The organism is Peptoclostridium acidaminophilum DSM 3953, from assembly GCF_000597865.1.
In the GTDB taxonomy this organism is placed as follows: domain Bacteria; phylum Bacillota; class Clostridia; order Peptostreptococcales; family Peptostreptococcaceae; genus Peptoclostridium_A; species Peptoclostridium_A acidaminophilum.
In genome coordinates, this window is record NZ_CP007453.1 from 302,011 (window position 1) to 318,578 (window position 16,568).

Consider the following 16,568-nt stretch of genomic DNA (forward strand, 5'->3'; position numbering starts at 1 on the left):
ATACAATAATATAGAATAAATAACATTAAACTACAAAAAAATGACTTCTAAGTGATGTTTCACTACAGGGAGGTGAACTCTGATGCTGATTCTCAAAGCATATAAATTTAGAATTTACCCAAATAGATATCAACAAGAGCTAATAGCTAAAACAATGGGTTGCAGCAGATTTGTATTCAACCACTTTTTGAATGCCTGGAACGATGCGTATAAGCATAGTGGAAAGGGACTTTCATACAATGCTTGTTCTGCACAATTGACTCAGCTGAAAAAGGAACTCACATGGCTAAGGGAAGTAGACAGCGTTGCTTTGCAATCTTCACTCAAGAATCTTGATGATTCATTCAAAAGATTCTTCAAAAAGCAAAATGACGTGCCGCGATTCAAATCAAAAAGAAACAAAGAGCAGTCATATACCACAAAAAAGACAAAAGGCAATATTGCTATAATAGACAGCAAAATAAAACTGCCAAAGCTCGGACTTGTCAAGTTTGCCAAATCCAGGGAAGCTGACGGCAGGATTATAAGTGCCACTGTAAGGCGCAATCCGTCAGGCAAGTACTTTGTGTCTTTGCTTGTTGAAACTGATGTAAAGGAACTTCCCAAGACCAGTTCATCATGTGGCATGGATGTCACTCGCGAAGACTTTGCCATGTTGTTTGACGGCTCAGCACGTTGGAATTCAAAATTATTTAGCACGCTTGAAGACCGGCTTGCAAAAGAGCAGCGAGTGCTATCGAGAAGAAAAGAGCAAGCCTTGAAGAAAAATAAGCTGATGTGCGAAGCGAAAAACTACCAAAAGCAAATAATCAAGGTAGCAAGAATATCAGAGCGCATAGCCAATATCAGAGCGGACTACCTGCACAAAATCTCTACCGAGATAGTCAAAAACCACGAAATCATCGGTATAGAAAATCTGCAGGCAAACAACATGATTAAGAATGGCAGCAGGGCTAAGTCGGTATATGATGCTTCCTGGAGGCAATTTAAAAGTATGCTTGAATACAAAGCAAAATGGTATGGCAGGAAAGTTGCAACTGCGGCTATTGATTTTGATTCAAGTCCAACAGGCTCTAACTGTTCCTGCAAGTATAATGAATTTATAATCAATCTGTTGGGAGTCGCTGTGCAGCGAGTGAAAAGCAGCCAATGAGAGTGATGTTAACAAAAGCATAAATCTCAAAAAGGAAGCCGCAAAGCTTTTAACCGTAGGAACTACGGGGCTAGCCTAATAAAAAACCGCTAGAGCAGCGGTGTTCTTAGGAATCCCATGCTTCATTATCCATAAGGATCAAAGCTGAGGAGGTTCAACCGAATATTTTGTTGTTGACATTGATAAAAAAATAATGTATATTTGTCTTAGGTGATAACGATTATCAGTATCAAGAATGGTTGCAGATAAAACAATAGAAAAGGGGAGATGAGTATGTCGCTATTTAGAGCTGAGCCAGGAAATGTAAGACAGGTTAAGAACGTGTCAGGAAGTGAAAAAGTCAAAAAGTTTTTATTCACACTTGGCTGTTCTGAGGGAGAAGAAATCACACTTGTTTCCGTACTTGCAGGGAATTATATAATCAGTCTAAAGGACTGCAGATATGCTATTGATAAGAACATGGCCAAGGCCATCGAACTTGTATAAATTTCAGTTTGACAATAAAAGCAGCCTAGCTGCTTTTAAAATTACCTGGCATTGATAATGATTATCAGTGCGACTAATAAACCAATAAAAAAAGGCGTTTTGGAGGACTAGAGTATGAAGATAGCATTAGCGGGTAATCCTAACTCGGGGAAAACCACATTATTCAATGCGATTACCGGCAAGGCGGAGTATGTAGGCAACTGGCCCGGGGTAACCGTTGAGAAAAAAGAGGCGAACCTCAAGAGAATGTATAAAGCCGTATCAGAAAAAGAAAAAGCATGCGCCGGCAATTGCTGCAAAGGCTGCAACAAGGTAAGGGTTGTGGACCTGCCGGGTGCGTACTCAATAGCGCCCTTTACAAGCGAAGAAGCGGTTGCAAGAGATTTCATAATAGACGAAAAGCCGGATGTAATCATCAACATAGTTGATGCAAGCAGTCTCGAGAGAAGCCTGTTTTTCACAACTCAGCTCCTTGAGCTTGACATCCCGGTTGTCATAGCTCTAAACAAACAGGATGTCATAAGAAGGCATGGAAACAAGATCGATGTTGAGGGTCTGTCTAAGGAGCTCAACTGTGAGATAGTCGAGACTATCGCCAATGAGGGTGAGGGGCTAAAAGAGCTCATAGCCAAAGCGACAGTCGCTGCAAATGCGAAGACTCAGCAAGCGCCGGAGTTTCAAGGCAAAGGCTCCCCAGAAGAGGACAAGCTGAGACAGGAATATATAAAAGGCGTAACAAAAGCATATCTTACAAGGAGCCGCAGCTCGAGCGAGTTGACGCTCAGTGACAGGATAGACAATGTGGTGGCACACTCGGTATGGGGACTGCCGATTTTCGCCTTTATCATGTGGGCTGTATACACATTCTCTATCGGGGGGCTTGGAGGATACCTTTCAGGGTATCTAAACGACACGCTGTTTGGAGAAATAGTCCCAAACGCCGCCAACAGCTTTCTGGAGGGTATAGGGGTTAGCCCCCTCCTTCAGGCGCTAATCGTTGACGGAGCTATCGGAGGCGTCGGTGCTGTCATAGGCTTCCTACCGCTTATAATGCTGCTCTTCTTCTGCCTTGCTCTTTTGGATGACAGCGGATATATGGCCAGAGTAGCACTTATAATGGACCGTTACTTCAAGCGCATAGGCCTGTCGGGCAAATCGATCATACCAATGATAGTGGGCTCGGGTTGCTCAATACCTGGAGTAATGGCGGCAAGAACAATTGAGGATGACAACGAGAGAAGAATGACGGTAATGCTCACGCCCTTCGTTCCGTGCGGAGCCAAGCTTCCTGTCATAGCTCTCTTTGCGGCGACATTCTTCCCCGGAGCCACATGGGTGCTGCCGGGAATGTATGTGATCGCTGGCTGCATGATTGTCATAGGCGGTCTGCTGCTCAAGAAAATACTAAAGTTTGAAAGTACATCCATATTCATAATAGAGCTTCCGCAATACAAGGTTCCAAGCCTCAAGCATGCGTTCAGGCAGATGATGGAGCAGGCAAAGGCATTTATTATAAAAGCCGCAACCATCATACTTGTAATGAATACGCTAGTGTGGCTTATGCAGACATACAATTTCAGACTTCAGGTTGTTGAGGATCAGGGAGCAAGCATTCTGGCACTTGTAGCCGGAGTGATTTCGCCACTTCTTATTCCGCTTGGGTTCATAGGATGGCAATTGGCAGCGGCGACTCTGACAGGTTTTGTAGCCAAAGAAAACGTAGTTGCAACTCTGGCAATAGTTCTGGCTTCAACTTCAGAAGCTTCCCTGAGCACTCCCGGAGGCCCGCTGTCACAGTTCTTCAATCCTGTTACAGGTGTGGCGTTCCTGGTATTTAACCTCTTCATACCTCCGTGCTTTGCTGCAATAGGCGCCATGAATGCGGAGCTAGGCGGCCGCAAATGGCTGGGAAGGGCTATAGTGTTCCAGCTGGGAGTGGGATACACTCTGGCAATGCTCATTACTCAAATCGGAACTTTGCTTGTATATGGGAAGCCTGCAGCAGGCTTTGTCCCGGCAATAGCAATTGCAGCAGCTTTGGTAGCTCTTGTTTACTACTTGATAAGAAGAAGTGATAACAACGTTGAAAAACTAGAAAAGCTGCCGTCTAATTAGGAAAGGAGCGCTGAAATATGGCTAACATTATCGTAGGCGGAATATTTTTCGCAATCGTAGGATATGGTGCATATAAATCTATTAGCAGCATGAAAAACAACACCTGCCCGGGTTGCTCCGGTGGCTGTTCGCACCAGTGCAAGGGCTGCCAAATAAAGCTCAAGTAGATCAAGCAATGCAAAAATAATGAAATAAAAGCTGTGCTGAAACACGGGAGGACTGATTAAGGAAATCAGCCTCTTTTTTTTTGCGGTTTTTTTTGCATCTATATGCCGAGGATCAATGGGTAACATAACAATATGGGATTTCTGGGTGGAGAAATCGCCTTATACAGGGTCTGGATATAGGTACACACAGCGCAAGGAATATTTTAAAGCAGTAACTTGCGTCACGGAAAAATATCCCATGGCTTGCTATAATCGCATAAATCATGGAAGACAAGTTTGAATTTCAAAGAGAAAGAGGTGCATATGAATGGGCTATAGTTTTACAAAGGAAGGCATAGACAAGGTCTTAAAGGAGCTTTCAAGGGACTATCTGCTTTACGCCCCAACAAGAACAGTCGGCGGAGGCGCCTTTTCGGACACTGACTCCATAAAATACGGTGAAATAGCCACTGTAGAAGAAATAGTGTTCGACGAAAAATCCGAATACTCTTTCAAAGAGATACTTCTTCCGCTTTCCGAAACGCTGTTTTTCTTTACTGAGGAGCATGTGAAAGAAGCGGACGGACCCAAAAAGAGAGCCATTATATTTCTCAGAAGCTGCGACCTGCATGCCGTAAAACGTCTTGACGAGATATATCTGCGCAACGGCTTTGAGGACTACTACTACAAGCGCATGCGCGACAATGTGAGGTTTGTCCTGATGGGTTGCAAGAGCTCGTTTGAAAACTGCTTCTGCGTTGACATGGGTACAAACAGGATAGATTCCTATGACGCCAGCATAGATAAAAAGGGCGGCGATTACGTAATGGACAACCGCTGTGAAGAATGGGAGGAGCTGCTGGCGGGAAGCTCTCAAACTCAGGAAGAGGTGTCTCCTTCATATGTTACGGAAACAAAGGTGCGCGTTAGCATTCCTGAGGGACTCTCGATAGACGTAGCCAAGGCCAAAATGTGGGACGATTACGATGGCCGCTGCATTGCATGCGGCAGGTGCAATTTCGTATGTCCAACATGCACGTGCTTCACCATGCAGGACGTTTTCTATACGGACAACGGCAAGGTGGGCGAGCGAAGAAGGGTAATGGCATCCTGCATGGTGGACGGCTATACAGATGTGGCCGGCGGAGGCTCGTACAGGAAGAAAAACGGCCAGAGGATGCGCTTTAGGGTGCTCCACAAGGTTTACGACTTCAAGGAGCGCTTCGGATACCACATGTGCACAGGCTGCGGCAGATGCGATGATGCATGCCCTGAGTACATCTCTTTTTCAGACTGCATAAACAAGCTTGAAGGCGCATTGAGGGAGGGTAGCGGCAATGAGTAAAAACGAGTATATCCCATTCGCTTCGGAGATAACAGAAGTAATAAAGCATACCGACATCGAATACACATTCAGAATGAAGTACGAGGGGGAAGTAAAACCGGGACAGTTTTTCGAAGTATCAATACCAAAATACGGAGAGGCTCCCATTTCAGTAAGCGGCATAGGGGACGGCACTGTCGATCTTACAATACGCAGGGTAGGCAGGGTGACAGACGAAGTATTCGAGCACTACGCGGGAGACAGGCTCTTCCTGAGGGGTCCTTACGGAAACGGCTTTGACGTCGAGAACTACAGGGACAGGGAACTTGTTGTAATAGCGGGAGGAACTGGCCTGTCGCCTGTGCGGGGAGTTGTCGAGTATTTTTCGGAGCATCCGGAAGAGGTCAAGGGAATGACGCTTGTGGCCGGCTTCAAGTCTCCAAAGGACATCCTGTTCCTTGAGGATTTCGCCAGATGGAAAAAGAGCATGGAGGTAATACTCACGGTGGACTGCTCGGACGGCGACTTTTCATGCCAGATAGGTCTTGTTACAGAGTACATACCAAAGCTCCCGGTCAAGGACAAAGGCGAGGCGGTGGCGGTAGTAGTCGGCCCTCCGGCAATGATGCATTTTACAACCAAAGGACTGCTAGAGGCGGGCTTCAAAGAGGAAAACATATGGATATCACATGAGCGCAAGATGTGCTGCGGCATAGGAAAGTGCGGCCACTGCAAGATAGACGACACTTATGTATGCCTTGACGGTCCGGTTTTCAACTTCACAAAGGGCAGCAGGCTCATCGATTAGGAAGGGAGGCCAGATTATGGATATAAATACCAAGCAGCTAAAGAAGAATGCATTCCGAATTACCAAAAGCAGAGGGGTCACTGCGTCGCGTGTCCGCGTTCCGGGGGGACATCTGGAGGCGAAATACCTGTCGATGCTTCAAAATATAGCCGAAAAGTACGGGAACGGGACTATCCACATTACAAGCAGGCAGGGCTTTGAGATTCCGGGCATAGCCTTCGAGGACATGAGCGAGGTCAACAGGCTGCTTCAGCCTATCATTGAGGGGCTCGACATAAATCAGCCGATTCCCGGGAAGGGCTACTCGGCCGCAGGAACTAGAAATATCACGGCATGCATAGGCAACCGCGTCTGCCCATACGCCTGCTATGACACAACAGCGTTTGCGCAGAGAATGGAAAAGGCCGTTTTCCCAAACGACCTTCATTTCAAAATAGCGCTTACGGGCTGCCCGAATGACTGCGCAAAGGTAAGAATGCATGACTTTGGGATAATGGGCATGACCGAGCCGCAGTATGACAAAGACCGCTGCGTGAACTGCGGAGCTTGCGTCAAGGCGTGCACCAGAAAGTCGGTTTCAGTACTTGAGACTGTCAACTGCAAGGTTGAGCGCAACGCACAAAGATGCATAGGCTGCGGCGAGTGCGTGCTGGCGTGCCCGACAGGCGCGTGGACAAGGGGCGAGCAGAAGCTGTACCGTCTTACTCTTATGGGCAGGACGGGCAAAAAAAACCCGCGCCTGGGCGAGGACTTCATCAAGTGGGTAGACGAGGAGAGTATAATTAAAATAATTCTCAACACGTACGATTACGTAAAGCAGTATATAGATAGGGAGGCGCCCGGCGGCAAGGAGCACATAGGCTATATAATAGACCGCACAGGCTTTGAAGAATACAAAAAATGGGCTCTCAAGGATGTATATCTCCCAGAGACCGCAGAAGTGTACTCTCCGGTTTACTGGAAGGGCATAAAATACTAATGAATCAATATCAAAAAGCAAAGTCGATACTGACTAGATTGAAGTGATATTGCGTGCTGACGGGATTCTGAAGCTCAAAGATGCTAATTTACATTCAAATGCTTCAGATTCTCCATTTTAGGTATAAGTAATATATACCTGATTTTCAGGGCGCTGAATGAAATATTAGCCTGTCAGACGGGGGGATAAGCATGATATACAGAGCTAGCTTTTTGAAAAGAAATACAGACGGCGAAGTAGATAGAGTGGGGGAAGACGTAGTAATAGAGGACGGGGATTTTGCCCTAGAGCAGCTATTTGACGAAGCGGGGCTTCCTTTTCCTAATCTTCACATGGATCAGCTTGTAGCCCTTAAGGATGAGGGCAGGATCGTGCTTGTAAAGAGCGCTTTTTTGGATATAGGCGCGGATGACGAAAAGATTTCAAGAATGGAATTTGACGAGGTTGTAATTGAAAGAAGCGACTACTAGACAACTTCGATAATAGCCAATATAGAAACAAGAAAATGCCGCAGCTCGTTTGAGCTGCGGCATTTTCTCGGTATCAGTCTTTGCTTATTTCCAACATACTCATCATGAAGTCGTTGCCCATTAATGGCTTGAATACTGCAACGCCAATTACGCTTACGACCGCAAATTCACCTGCGGCCACATACAGCGCCGATAGGCCAAAGGGAATCTGGAAAAGGTATGTCAGCATCGCGCCTACTATAAGGCCGTTGAAGACAACAGGCCAAAGGCTTGCTATGAAAAGGGACTTGAGATTCTCGCCCATGTATTTCCTGGTCAGGTATATTGCATTCACAGCCAGCAGAGTGGCAAATGATCCCGCCGCTATGTCGATTACGCCCAGCGGGCTTGCAAGGTTGGCTATAACGCAGCCTATGACAAGACCGGGTATGAAAAGCGGGTCTATGAATGCCAGCAGCGTAAGGACCTCCGAGAATCTGAACTGCAGCTGACCATAGCTTATTGGAGCCAGCGCCATTGTAAGTGCGGCGTACACGGCTGCTACAATTGCTGTTTTTACAAGATTTTTAGTTTGCATAAAAAAAACTCCCTTCAACATAAACAGTTATGTTTTACAGAGTTACCTACAAGCACAGATATACTATCCTTCTTGTTTTTGAAAAGTGGGTAACCAAGAAAACACTTTATAATTAAATTCATGTCCTTTCTCTAAAAAAAGAATGGACTTCAAATCACATATGATTATAGCACATAAGAGCTTGCCTTGTAAGGACTTATTTTGGAAATTTGTCGATATGCGGGAATGATTCAAAGTCAAAAAAATCTATTGGTTGTTTGCAATACATAGACAGGGGGTATTAGTAAGCTTATAAGCAAACGCCCTGATAGATAATTGTCGATTGACAAAGAGCCTGGAGGGATCGTAAATATGAGATAAGAAAACTACTGATTTGGGGGGTGACATCATGAAGAAATTTCGTCTGTTGATTGGAACAAGTGCTATAATGCTTGCACTCATTGGATCCTCTGGGCATACACTTCTATAGAAAAGTAAATTAAAGATTAAAAACAAAAATAAATTCCAGATAATGCCGTCAAATAAAAACTCCCGCCTCATAAACGGGAGTTTTTATTTTGAATAAAATATCTTAAATAATAATATCGTAAATGATAATAAATATTTCATTAAAACCTTAGATAAATCAAATTTCAAATATAAGATATTTTTATATAAAAAGTGTTGCAGCGTTGGGTATGTAGTATTATAATTTAACATATGAACAAGTATTCAGATGAAAATCATTTTGGAGAATTTCTAAATGCCATATACATAAAACAAGCAGATGCAGCAACGGGAGGAGATAGCATGAAGAAAAAATTCCTTTTGAAAGGCCTTGACTGCGCAAGCTGCGCGGCCAAGATAGAAAAGAAGATCGGCGAACTCGATTTTGTAGAGGATGCAAGCTACAGCTTCGCAAACGGGGTTTTGACGCTGGATATTGCGGAAGGCTCATTGTCTGAAGATGAAGATATGGTCAAGACAATAAGCAAAATAGTCGACAGCATTGAACACGGCGTTGTAGTTAGTGAATTAAGGCAGAAAAACCTGAGCCGGAGCGAAGAAAACCGGGAAACGGAAGATAACAGCGAAGAAGACTATGACGGGGACTCCCAGGAGGCCAGGAAAAGGCATTATAAAATTGCCGCAGGAGCATTGCTTCTAGTGTTGCTTAATACGGCCAGGATAAGCTGGCCATATGACATATTAATATATGTGTTCGCCTATTTGCTGGCCGGCTCAGGGGTCCTTCTAAGGGCCGCCAAGGACATCGCAAGGGGAAAGCTTTTCGATGAGAATTTTCTTATGAGTATAGCTACAATTGGAGCTTTTATGTTGGGAGAATACTCGGAAGCAGTAGGAGTAATGCTTTTTTATCAGATTGGCGAGGCTTTCCAGTCTCATGCAGTGAACAATTCAAGAAGATCAATAAAGGAAATACTAAACATCAGGCCCAAATATGCCAACATTAAGCGGCATGACAAAGTAGAGAGCGTAAGTCCTGAAAGTGTAAATCCGGGGGACATCATAGTGGTCAGGCCGGGAGAGAGAGTACCTCTCGACGGCGAGGTGTTAAGCGGAAGCTCTATGGCCGACACTTCTGCTCTTACAGGAGAGCCTGTTCCCAGGAGAGTTTCAAAGGGAGACAGCATACTCTCGGGCTTTATAAACAAGGATTCTCTGATTGAAGTCAGGGTGACAAAGGAGTTTGAAGACTCGGCGGTAAGCAGGATACTGGAGATGGTGGAAAGCGCAGGAGCAAGGAAAGCGCCAACGGAACAGTTCATAACGAGATTCTCGAGATATTACACACCGTTTGTAGTGGCTGCGGCAGTGATTATAGCTCTGATTCCGCCGCTTGCCGGATTTGGAGGCTTTCCTGAATGGATCAGGAGATCGCTCATATTTCTTGTAATATCATGCCCGTGTGCGCTTGTGGTATCAATACCACTTGGTTTTTTCGGAGGGATAGGGACTGCCTCGAGAAACGGCATACTTGTAAAGGGAGGAAACTATCTGGAGGCTCTCAATTATGTGGGTACGGTGGTTTTCGACAAGACGGGAACTCTTACAAAAGGGAACTTCGAGGTAGCAAAAATAGTCCCGTTTTCAGGATTCAGCATGGATGAGCTTCTTAAAACGGCTGCCAGGGCTGAGTCGCATTCGAACCATCCTATAGCGGAATCGATAAAAAGGGCTTATGATCGGGATTTGGATATGGGAGACATCACTGTATACAGCGAGCATGCAGGGCAAGGAGTATCAGCAACTATAGACGGAAAAGTGGTTCTGGCGGGCAACAACAAGCTAATGGCGCAAAATGGTATATTGCTGCCAATGTATTCGGAAAATGGAACAATTGTACACGTATCAAGCGATGGCAGGTACATTGGATATATTGTTATTGAAGATGAGCTCAAGGAAGGAGTTTCTGACTCCGTTGCAAAGCTCAAGGGAATGGGCGTTGAAAACGTAATGATGTTCACCGGGGACAGAATGATTGCCGCAGAGGCGGTTGCTAAGGAGATAGGGCTTGATGGCTTCCGGGCCGAGCTGCTCCCTAATGGCAAGGTTGAGGCTTTTGAAAAGCTTTCAGATGATATTGAGGCTGCGTCGGGGAAAAGAGGAAGGGTCGCATTTGTTGGGGACGGCATAAACGACGCTCCCGTGCTGGCGAGGGCTGACGTAGGAATATCTATGGGGGCCCTCGGAAGCGATGCGGCTATAGAGGCTGCCGACATAGTCATAATGGATGACAAGATATCCAAAATCGCCACAGCCATAAGCATCGCAAAATATACAAAAAAGATAGTGCTACAAAACATTGTCCTGGCACTGGGTGTAAAAGGAGCAGTAATGCTGCTTGGAGTCTTCGGGCTTGCGACTATGTGGATGGCAGTGTTTGCCGATGTGGGCGTGGCGCTTCTTGCCATATTCAACTCGGCAAGGATACTGGGGCGCAAATTTGCATAAAAATATAACGAAAAATTAAATTTAGTTAAAACTGGTTCGGCGGATTGTCAGCAGGGGTATAAATGCATCAAGACTAAATTTGGGGGACAATATAATGAGGAAAATTCTAAAGCTTTTAGCCTTGCTTCTGTGTCTGGGTATTGCATCATCCGGAATCTCATACGCCGACTCCGTCAGGGTAAAGATAAACGAGCAGTATCTTCAGATGGAGGTGCCTCCAATTATACAAAGCGGGAGGACGCTGGTGCCTCTTAGAGCGATCTTTGAGGCTCTTGGAGCAAGCGTGGAATGGGATGAGAAGACTAGAACAGTGACTGCAGTAAAAGGTGAAAGTATAATAAAGCTCCTAATAGACAGCATTGAGGCCAACGTCGGAGGCAAGGAAGTGAAGCTTGATGTACCGGCAACAATAGTTAACGGAAGGACTTTGGTTCCTGTCAGATTTGTATCTGAAAGTCTAGGGGCAAGCGTAGATTGGGACTCGCAAAGCATGACTGTTTTAATTACACCGGCTGAAGCTCAGGAGACAGCGCTTGCAGCGGCCATGATTGAAGACAAATGGGGCTACATAGACAAATCGGGGAATGTAGTAATACCTCCAGTGCTGCCAGTTGCAGGAGATTTCAGCGAAGGCTTGGCTGCGGTGCCGTTTTTCGAAGGAAACGAATACATCGGTCTTAGCTATATAGACATGGAGGGCAACCTTCTGACATATCCTCAGTTCCACAATGCCGCGTATTTTTCGGAGGGACTGGCAGCAGTCGGCAGGGACGGAAAGTGGGGGTACATCGACAATAAGGGCAATATGGTGATAGATTACAAGTATGAAGCGGTCAGTAGTTTTTCTGAAGGTCTTGCTCCGGTTCTGTTTGGAGACAAGTGGGGATTTATAGACAGAGCGGGTAAAGTTGCTATAGAAGCTGAGTACGATGCGGCCAAGGAATTTTCAGAGGGGCTTGCAGCTGTTTTAAAAGACGGCAAATGCGGTTTCATAGATAATCAGGGAAATATGGTTATAGAAGCGCAATACGAATACATCAGGCCGCAGTTTGAATATGCAATAGATTTTTCGGAGGATTTGGCAACGGTGATAGTAGATGGCAAGTGTGGTTTCATTGACAAACAGGGGAATATGGTCATAAAGCCGGAGTATGGCTTGGCCTGGAACTTTTCAGACGGTCTTGCAGCAGTAGCGGTAGGCTTTGAATACGGCTTCATTGACAAAACTGGCAGGATGGTCATAGAGCCGAGATTTGACTCTGCAGTTGGCTTCACAGAAGGTCTGACGCCTGTCAATATAGGCGGGAAGTGGGGCTTTATAGACAAGAGTGGAAAAGAGGTTATAAGCCCTAAATACGAATATGCAATGCATTTTTCACAGGGTCTTGCAGCAGTTGAAATCGGAGGCAAATGGGGTTTTGTGGACAAGCAGGGCAACCTTGTTATAGAGGCAAAGTACGACATGGTTTCATCGTTTAATAAATAGAAAATATTAAAAAACAGCTTCAGGCATATATGGTCTGGAGCTTTTTTGATTGCAGAAAAATATATACGAGGTATTACAACGCAATTAATAAAAGTTGAATGATAAAAAAATATCGAAATATTTTAAATTGACACAAATATTTAGAAATAAGTACTTAACATTTATGCTAAGTCTGGTTGAGTGTATATTTGTATAAAGGTCTACATGTGAAAAGGAGGAGAAAGCTGTGAAATCGCCGATTATTATGATATTGCTGGGTATGTTTTGGCTGGTTTTGGAGGGTAAATTCTCTTTGGAGATAATGCTTCTGGGAGCTGTTGCATGCAGCTGCGTTTATTGTTTCAACAGGCTTGACTATATTTCAAAATAGGCGGGATGGAGAATGGCTAGAAAAATATTTTATGCTTGCGAATATGTCATTTTGCTGCTGAAAGAAGTGGTGGCAGCAAATGTTGCTGTTGCCAGGATTGTCCTCAGTCGAAATATGGACGTCTCGCCTGCCGTAGTGAGCTTCGAGAGCAGGCTGAAGTCTGACTTTTTGAGGACAATACTTGCAAATTCTATAACGCTTACTCCCGGAACAATAACTATTGATATGCAGGAAGGAAAATACACTGTGCATTGCCTCAGGGAGGAGTTCGGAAAAGGCCTGGGCAATTCGAGATTCGAAGAAATACTGTTGAAAATTGAAGGGATGAAGCCATGAATAATATTCTGACGATATCCAGCATAGCTCTTTCTTTTACAATAATCATGTGCATGGCCAGGGCCGTGAAGGGCCCATTGACTGTGGACAGGCTCATAGCTGTGAATGTTATAGGAACAAAGACGATAGTCCTCATAGCGTTTGCGTCGTTTATCATGAATGAGACGTACTTCATAGATGTGATTCTCGTATACTCGATGATCAGCTTTGTAGCATCACTGGGGCTTTCGGAACTCATTCAAGGAAGGGTGGATGACTAGGCATGAAAATGGCGATTATTGTTCTTTTGTTAATTGGCGGGATTTTCTTTTTTGCAGTCGGGACTGTAGGAATTATAAGATTCAATGACACATTCGAAAGGGCGCATGCGGCAGCAAAATGCGACACTCTTGGCGCTGTTCTCAGCCTGAGCGCGCTTGCCGTATACGGAGGCTTTTCAATCTCAAGCATAAAGCTGATGCTTGCAATAGTCTTACTCTGGATTACAAATCCTGTAGCCACTCACATCATATCCAGGGCGGAGTACAGAAGAAGAATTGAAAAAAACGCAATAGGAGCTGGTGGGAATGAAAATATTTAGCCTGATAATGCTTTTGTTTTTAATATGCTCGTCTGTAGCCGTCTCACTTATTAAGGACATACTCAGTGCAATTATAGTTTTCATGGCATACAGCCTGATAATGGCCGTACTCTGGCAGCAACTCAACGCTCCGGATCTTGCAATAACCGAGGCGGCCGTTGGAGCTGGAATTACCACGCTTCTTTTCATACTTACGCTCAAGCGGATAAAGGGGGGGACGAGTTGAGGAAAGTCGCATCAGTGATTCTTACGCTTAGCATAATAACCGTTTTGCTTTTCGCGGTTTCCGAGCTTCCGGAGTTCGGGAGTGAAAAGTCACCGGCGCATAACTACGTAAGCAAGACATATCTTGAAGAGACTATGCACGAGACTGGAGCTTTGAATATTGTAACGGGCATAATACTGGACTATAGGGCTTTTGACACGTTCATAGAGGCTACGGTCATGTTTGCGGGAGCCATGGTGGTTCTCCTGCTTTTAAGAAAAGAAGGTGAAGACTGTGAACAGCACAATTCTTAGTATGGTTTCAAGCATGGTGATACCCTTCATACAGCTATTTGGCATTTACGTGATAGTAAACGGGCACATCTCTCCAGGGGGCGGATTCGCGGGAGGGACGATAATAGGCGTAAGCCTTATACTCTTCAGAATAGTCGGAGGCAGCGATGCCGCAAAGAAGAAGTATCCATACCAGCGACTCATTAAAATGACATGTCTTTCACTCATTTCCTACGGCTTAATCAAGGGTTATTCGTTTATAAACGGAGGCCTTGATCTCCACATGTACGATCTTCCCATAGGAACACCCGGAGATATATTATCAGGAAGATACCTTCTGCCTCTCAACATATTTGTAGGAGCCATAGTCGCTTCTGCAATGTACTTTTTATACGCCCTGTTCAGCGAAGGAGAAATATAAATGGAAAGACTCATTACAAACTATGTCGAGGTATGTGCAATAGTACTCTTTGGAGTGGGATTCATGACACTTCTCATGCACAACAACATGATAAAAAAAATAATTGGTCTCAACATAATGGATACTGCGGTATTCTTGTTTTTTATAGCTAAGGGATATATTAGCGGCAAGCAGGCTCCGATTGTGGTTGGAAAGCTCGAGCAGGCATCGGCTTACATCAACCCTGTACCTACAGCGCTCATGCTCACAGGGATAGTAGTCGCCGTAAGCACTACTGCTCTGGCGCTAGCGCTTACAGTGAGGCTCCATGAAAAGTACGGCACTATTGAGCTTGACGAGATTATAAGGATGAGGGAGGCGTAGATGGATATGGAATACTGCAAAAGCTTTCCGGTTTTCGCGTTGCTCATGCCTTTGATGATATCGTTTGCGATGCCTCTGATAAAAAGCAACAGAGCAATAAAAAAACTCTCTGCAGCAAGCAGCGGGGCATCCATGACTTTATGTGCTCTGACGCTGAAATATGTCGTGGTGCACGGAGCCTATAAGTATAAAATGGGTCATTTTGAAGCGCCGCTTGGCATAGAGTTCAAGGTTGGGCCGTTTGAAGCCATAATGGCGCTGACATTCACTGTTGTTACATTCCTGGTTGTAATGAATTCATTAAGCCGCATTGAAGAAGAGATTGGAAACCGAAATGTACAAATTTACTTCGTGCTTGTGAATATATTCTATGCATCGCTCGTTGGCATGGTATTTACAAACGACATATTCAATTCGTTTGTATTCATAGAGGTCAGCACACTTGCGGCATGCGGTATGATAGCTGCAAACGGCAAAGGGCAGAGCATAGTCGCGGCCATAAAATATCTTGTATACAGCAGCATAGGATCTGGACTTGTGCTCATGGGCATGGCTTTCTTGTATTCGGTTACTGGAAACCTCAACATAGACTTTATAAATTCTGAAATGGCGGCGGCGTGGCTCGAGTACGAAAACGTAGTCCTGATTTCGATGGCGCTTTTCGTTTTCGGGCTTGGAATAAAGGGTGCCATATTCCCGCTCCATGTTTGGATGCCAGACGCATACGCATTTGCGAACCATACCTCAAGCGCACTTATTGCAGGGATTGGGGCTAAGGCCATAGTGGTCCTGCTAGTAAAGGTGCTCTACTCGATGTACGGCGCAGGCATTGTGGCGCAGTCTGGTTTGCTCAATGTGTTCGTTGTGCTCGGAGTGTCGGGCATGATAATGGGCTCGATATTTGCAATATTCCAGAGCGACATAAAGCGGATGCTCGCCTATTCGAGCGTCGCGCAGATGGGATATATATTTCTCGGAATAGGTATGGGTAATGTATTGGGGCTGGCCGCTGCAATGTTCCATGCTATAGGCCATTCAGTCACCAAGGCGTCGCTTTTTCTGAGCGCGGCCAATCTCACGGAAGCCGAAGGCAAAGAGCGAATTGATGAGCTTGAGGCGGTGGGAGGGAGAAGGCCTGTTTCGCTTGGCATATATACTGTCGGAGCCCTTTCCATGGCCGGCATCCCGCTACTGCCCGGATTTATTTCAAAATGGAACCTCTCAATCGCGAGCATCGAAGCGGGAAGAAATATGGTGCTGGCTGCCATAATAATAAGCTCACTCCTAAACTGCATTTACTATCTTCCTGTAGCCATAAAAGGATATTTCAAAAAAAATGAAGTTGCAGGCATTGGAATTGAATTGTGCAGGCACGACAAGGCAGCATTGGGCATTTTGCCGCTTGCGCTTCTGTCATTTGCTATCATTGGCATCGGAATTTTGTCGGGAGAAATAATGGACGCATTTCGCTTGGAATTTTCCAAACTTATGTAATAAAGGA

19 protein-coding genes and 1 pseudogene are annotated in these 16,568 nt (G+C 45.1%); 19 read left to right on the top strand and 1 reads right to left on the bottom strand.

Annotated features, from left to right (window positions below):
* Positions 1-82: 82 nt before the first annotated feature.
* From tnpB to EAL2_RS12415, 8 genes and pseudogenes are all read left to right on the top strand, one after another.
* Positions 83-1,232: pseudogene (gene tnpB, locus EAL2_RS12385) on the top strand (IS200/IS605 family element RNA-guided endonuclease TnpB).
* Between the two features lie 194 nt (positions 1,233-1,426).
* On the top strand, positions 1,427-1,639 hold the full coding sequence (locus EAL2_RS12390) for a FeoA family protein (protein ID WP_025436680.1): 213 nt from the start codon (positions 1,427-1,429) through the stop codon (positions 1,637-1,639).
* A 114-nt stretch (positions 1,640-1,753) separates the two neighbouring features.
* Complete coding sequence (gene feoB / locus EAL2_RS12395) at positions 1,754-3,754, top strand: ferrous iron transporter B (protein ID WP_025436681.1); 2,001 nt, start codon at positions 1,754-1,756, stop codon at positions 3,752-3,754.
* 17 nt (positions 3,755-3,771) lie between these two features.
* On the top strand, positions 3,772-3,921 hold the full coding sequence (locus EAL2_RS15240; protein ID WP_084481292.1) for a FeoB-associated Cys-rich membrane protein: 150 nt from the start codon (positions 3,772-3,774) through the stop codon (positions 3,919-3,921).
* Between the two features lie 307 nt (positions 3,922-4,228).
* A complete protein-coding gene (asrA, locus tag EAL2_RS12400; RefSeq protein WP_025436682.1) occupies positions 4,229-5,245 on the top strand; it encodes an anaerobic sulfite reductase subunit AsrA in 1,017 nt (338 codons plus the stop codon).
* On the top strand, positions 5,238-6,032 hold the full coding sequence (gene asrB, locus EAL2_RS12405; RefSeq protein ID WP_025436683.1) for an anaerobic sulfite reductase subunit AsrB: 795 nt from the start codon (positions 5,238-5,240) through the stop codon (positions 6,030-6,032). The genes asrA and asrB overlap by 8 nt, the downstream gene beginning before the upstream one ends.
* 16 nt (positions 6,033-6,048) lie before the next feature.
* Positions 6,049-7,011, top strand: coding sequence for a sulfite reductase subunit C (asrC, locus tag EAL2_RS12410; RefSeq protein ID WP_025436684.1), 963 nt, complete (start codon positions 6,049-6,051; stop codon positions 7,009-7,011).
* Between the two features lie 191 nt (positions 7,012-7,202).
* On the top strand, positions 7,203-7,481 hold the full coding sequence (locus EAL2_RS12415) for a hypothetical protein (RefSeq protein WP_025436685.1): 279 nt from the start codon (positions 7,203-7,205) through the stop codon (positions 7,479-7,481).
* 73 nt (positions 7,482-7,554) lie between these two features.
* Here the strand turns inward: EAL2_RS12415 and EAL2_RS12420 are convergent, their stop codons facing one another.
* Entirely contained in the window at positions 7,555-8,058 is a 504-nt protein-coding gene (locus EAL2_RS12420) for a QueT transporter family protein (RefSeq protein WP_025436686.1), read from the bottom strand.
* Positions 8,059-8,847: 789 nt separating this feature from the next.
* Here EAL2_RS12420 and EAL2_RS12425 point away from each other — a divergent pair.
* The 11 genes from EAL2_RS12425 (at position 8,848) to EAL2_RS12465 (ending at position 16,561) form a co-directional block, all read left to right on the top strand.
* Entirely contained in the window at positions 8,848-11,013 is a 2,166-nt protein-coding gene (locus tag EAL2_RS12425) for a heavy metal translocating P-type ATPase (protein WP_041693211.1), read from the top strand.
* 94 nt (positions 11,014-11,107) lie between these two features.
* The gene (locus tag EAL2_RS12430; RefSeq protein ID WP_025436687.1) at positions 11,108-12,499 is read left to right on the top strand and encodes a WG repeat-containing protein; all 1,392 of its coding nucleotides are present in this window, start codon (positions 11,108-11,110) and stop codon (positions 12,497-12,499) included.
* 226 nt (positions 12,500-12,725) lie between these two features.
* A complete protein-coding gene (locus tag EAL2_RS15575) occupies positions 12,726-12,869 on the top strand; it encodes a hypothetical protein (RefSeq protein WP_158408938.1) in 144 nt (47 codons plus the stop codon).
* Positions 12,870-12,881: 12 nt separating this feature from the next.
* Positions 12,882-13,205, top strand: a complete 324-nt coding sequence (locus EAL2_RS12435) for a Na+/H+ antiporter subunit E (protein ID WP_025436688.1) — start codon at positions 12,882-12,884, stop codon at positions 13,203-13,205.
* Positions 13,202-13,465: a monovalent cation/H+ antiporter complex subunit F gene (locus tag EAL2_RS12440; RefSeq protein ID WP_025436689.1), complete on the top strand. Its 264-nt coding sequence runs from the start codon at positions 13,202-13,204 to the stop codon at positions 13,463-13,465. The genes EAL2_RS12435 and EAL2_RS12440 overlap by 4 nt, the downstream gene beginning before the upstream one ends.
* Before the next feature lie 2 nt (positions 13,466-13,467).
* The gene (gene mnhG, locus EAL2_RS12445; protein ID WP_025436690.1) at positions 13,468-13,785 is read left to right on the top strand and encodes a monovalent cation/H(+) antiporter subunit G; all 318 of its coding nucleotides are present in this window, start codon (positions 13,468-13,470) and stop codon (positions 13,783-13,785) included.
* Complete coding sequence (locus EAL2_RS12450) at positions 13,772-14,011, top strand: hydrogenase subunit MbhD domain-containing protein (RefSeq protein ID WP_025436691.1); 240 nt, start codon at positions 13,772-13,774, stop codon at positions 14,009-14,011. Before mnhG ends, EAL2_RS12450 begins: the two co-directional genes overlap by 14 nt.
* Positions 14,008-14,304 carry a hydrogen gas-evolving membrane-bound hydrogenase subunit E gene (gene mbhE, locus EAL2_RS14940; protein ID WP_051489259.1) on the top strand — a complete coding sequence of 99 codons (297 nt, stop codon included), beginning with the start codon at positions 14,008-14,010 and terminating at the stop codon, positions 14,302-14,304. The genes EAL2_RS12450 and mbhE overlap by 4 nt, the downstream gene beginning before the upstream one ends.
* Positions 14,285-14,704 (top strand): MnhB domain-containing protein, encoded by a 420-nt coding sequence (locus EAL2_RS14945; RefSeq protein ID WP_148296001.1) that lies wholly within the window; start codon positions 14,285-14,287, stop codon positions 14,702-14,704. Before mbhE ends, EAL2_RS14945 begins: the two co-directional genes overlap by 20 nt.
* The gene (locus EAL2_RS12460; RefSeq protein ID WP_025436692.1) at positions 14,705-15,067 is read left to right on the top strand and encodes a sodium:proton antiporter; all 363 of its coding nucleotides are present in this window, start codon (positions 14,705-14,707) and stop codon (positions 15,065-15,067) included.
* A complete protein-coding gene (locus tag EAL2_RS12465) occupies positions 15,068-16,561 on the top strand; it encodes a complex I subunit 5 family protein (RefSeq protein WP_025436693.1) in 1,494 nt (497 codons plus the stop codon).
* Positions 16,562-16,568 lie beyond the last annotated feature (7 nt).

Coding starts and splice junctions, on each gene's coding strand:
- EAL2_RS12390 (WP_025436680.1), top strand. CDS start 1,427: ATGTCGCTATTTAGAGCTGAGCCAGGAAATGTAAGACAGGTTAAGAAC.
- feoB (WP_025436681.1), top strand. CDS start 1,754: ATGAAGATAGCATTAGCGGGTAATCCTAACTCGGGGAAAACCACATTA.
- EAL2_RS15240 (WP_084481292.1), top strand. CDS start 3,772: ATGGCTAACATTATCGTAGGCGGAATATTTTTCGCAATCGTAGGATAT.
- asrA (WP_025436682.1), top strand. CDS start 4,229: ATGGGCTATAGTTTTACAAAGGAAGGCATAGACAAGGTCTTAAAGGAG.
- asrB (WP_025436683.1), top strand. CDS start 5,238: ATGAGTAAAAACGAGTATATCCCATTCGCTTCGGAGATAACAGAAGTA.
- asrC (WP_025436684.1), top strand. CDS start 6,049: ATGGATATAAATACCAAGCAGCTAAAGAAGAATGCATTCCGAATTACC.
- EAL2_RS12415 (WP_025436685.1), top strand. CDS start 7,203: ATGATATACAGAGCTAGCTTTTTGAAAAGAAATACAGACGGCGAAGTA.
- EAL2_RS12420 (WP_025436686.1), bottom strand. CDS start 8,058: ATGCAAACTAAAAATCTTGTAAAAACAGCAATTGTAGCAGCCGTGTAC.
- EAL2_RS12425 (WP_041693211.1), top strand. CDS start 8,848: ATGAAGAAAAAATTCCTTTTGAAAGGCCTTGACTGCGCAAGCTGCGCG.
- EAL2_RS12430 (WP_025436687.1), top strand. CDS start 11,108: ATGAGGAAAATTCTAAAGCTTTTAGCCTTGCTTCTGTGTCTGGGTATT.
- EAL2_RS12435 (WP_025436688.1), top strand. CDS start 12,882: ATGGCTAGAAAAATATTTTATGCTTGCGAATATGTCATTTTGCTGCTG.
- EAL2_RS12440 (WP_025436689.1), top strand. CDS start 13,202: ATGAATAATATTCTGACGATATCCAGCATAGCTCTTTCTTTTACAATA.
- mnhG (WP_025436690.1), top strand. CDS start 13,468: ATGAAAATGGCGATTATTGTTCTTTTGTTAATTGGCGGGATTTTCTTT.
- EAL2_RS12450 (WP_025436691.1), top strand. CDS start 13,772: ATGAAAATATTTAGCCTGATAATGCTTTTGTTTTTAATATGCTCGTCT.
- EAL2_RS12460 (WP_025436692.1), top strand. CDS start 14,705: ATGGAAAGACTCATTACAAACTATGTCGAGGTATGTGCAATAGTACTC.
- EAL2_RS12465 (WP_025436693.1), top strand. CDS start 15,068: ATGGATATGGAATACTGCAAAAGCTTTCCGGTTTTCGCGTTGCTCATG.